The 1,713-nt window shown below is 61.8% G+C and carries 3 protein-coding genes; all 3 read left to right on the top strand.

The genetic code is table 11. From position 1 onward, the window contains the following. Positions 1–152: 152 nt before the first annotated feature. Positions 153–1,010, top strand: coding sequence for a DUF6708 domain-containing protein (locus I8J34_RS23995; RefSeq protein ID WP_214364154.1), 858 nt, complete (start codon positions 153–155; stop codon positions 1,008–1,010). Positions 1,011–1,061: 51 nt separating this feature from the next. Further along, a complete protein-coding gene (locus I8J34_RS23990; RefSeq protein WP_214364153.1) occupies positions 1,062–1,370 on the top strand; it encodes a hypothetical protein in 309 nt (102 codons plus the stop codon). Positions 1,371–1,397: 27 nt separating this feature from the next. Beyond that, positions 1,398–1,713, top strand: a 316-nt coding sequence (locus I8J34_RS23985; RefSeq protein WP_255553141.1) for a contractile injection system protein, VgrG/Pvc8 family, incomplete at its 3' end; no start/stop codon positions are given.

Here is a 1,713-nt window from a genome sequence, read left to right as displayed (position 1 = left end):
TCGAACATGGCGGCAGACTGATCGAGATCGAGACCTTCATCGAGAAGCAAAACGGCCTCACCAAAGCCAACTATGAAATCAGCTATCGGCCCAGCGACGCCATCGCGGAGCCGTATACTCTGCGCTTTGCCGTTTCAGAGGCTGATTGATCCATGACGAAGCAGTATCTAGATATCAAGCAGCCGCTGGACATCGAACCGGCGGCCGAATCGAATGTGGACGCCGTGGGCGAATGTTGTCTGGACGTCAACGGCAAGAACAGCTACATCGCCAAGGCTCGTGGGGGGGGGGCTTGGTGGATGATCTGGATGGCGATAGCTTTCGGAGGGTCAGGCATCCCGTTCGGTATATATATTGACCGCCCACTTGACGGGCTACTCTATTTCATTTTCATCGGCGGATTCTTCTTTCTGAGCCTCTACGTCTGGCCCGTGCGCGTCTGGCGCCATCAACTCCCCCTGCGCTTCAACCGCAAGACGCGCAAGGTCTATCTGCACTTCCGGGGCAAGACCTACATCACGAACTGGGACACGATTCGCGCCTACCTGACCGTGCAGTCCGGCCTGACCGGCGTCGGTGCACCAATCCGCGATCAACAGATCAACATCGAATTCGACCAGGGTACTGACAAGCCGCTGACCGTGTTTCTCATGGGCACCGACCGCTACGACGTCCCGTTCGACCGGAAGGCGGACGCCTTCTGGGAATACATCCGCCGCTACATGGAAGAAGGCCCGCAGGCCGTGCCCGCTCCCGATCTGGACATCTGGCACCCCGCCGAAAAGGGAGAACTGCTCAAACTGCACTGGCCCTTCCCCATCCTGCGCAGCAAGAACGAACTGTTCTGGCCCTTCGACATTGCCGTGTTCTTCCCGATCCGCGTCGTGTGGTTCCTGATCAGCTACCCGACTGAGGTGCTCTACTACCACCTCGCCAAACGCATCAAGGTCGATCCGTTTCCGCCGGAGATGGACGAGCCGTGCCGGTGTAAGGATGAGGCGTCTTCGTAGGGCGGGTTCTTAACCCGCCGCCCCTACCCCAAATAACAAGACAAGCCCGCCATGCCCCACCTCAAGTACCCGGCGCCCGATTTCGACATCAAGCTCCATGGCGCGCGCCTGCAGCGGGCGCGCCGCCTGCTGGACGATCCGGCGGCCCTTCGTCAGGCCAGCGAGTACAACCAGTTGCACTTCTGGCGCAAGTACGGCACCAGCCAGTCGGCCGGCAGCCGCTACGAGCGCGAGGGCCAAGTTCCCAAACCGGTTCGCATGCTCCTGCTGCTCGAAGCCCTGGGCCATGTCTCGGAAGCGCAGATGATCGAGGTTGCCCGACTGGTGGAGCGAGCCGAATTGAGGCAGGAAAGCGATTGAGCGGCGCCGCTACCCGACGCTGTCCTGGTGGTCGAGCGCTTCAGCGCCCGCGAAGAGCTCACCCTCCGGATGCAACTGGCAGACGGTAGCCGCCGTGTCTGGCACGGCTATGTGACCCAGGCAACCCAGTTGGGCAGCGACGGCGGGCTGGCGCGATACCGGATCGTTGCCGAACCCTGGCTCGCCCTGCTCGATGTCCGGCAAAACTGCTGCCTGTTCCAGGATGTCGACGTGCTCGACACGGTGGGCACGGTGTTCGCCGCCTACCCGCAGGCCGACTGGCATGCCGACGTCACCCAATCGCTGCGCCAGCACAGCCGGCTGACCCAGTATCGCGAGACGG

Origin of the sequence: Denitromonas iodatirespirans (assembly GCF_018524365.1) — a bacterium.
GTDB classification, from domain to species: domain Bacteria; phylum Pseudomonadota; class Gammaproteobacteria; order Burkholderiales; family Rhodocyclaceae; genus Nitrogeniibacter; species Nitrogeniibacter iodatirespirans.
The sequence above is the reverse complement of the archived record's forward strand: the minus strand, read 5'-3'. Positions and strand labels throughout refer to the sequence as shown.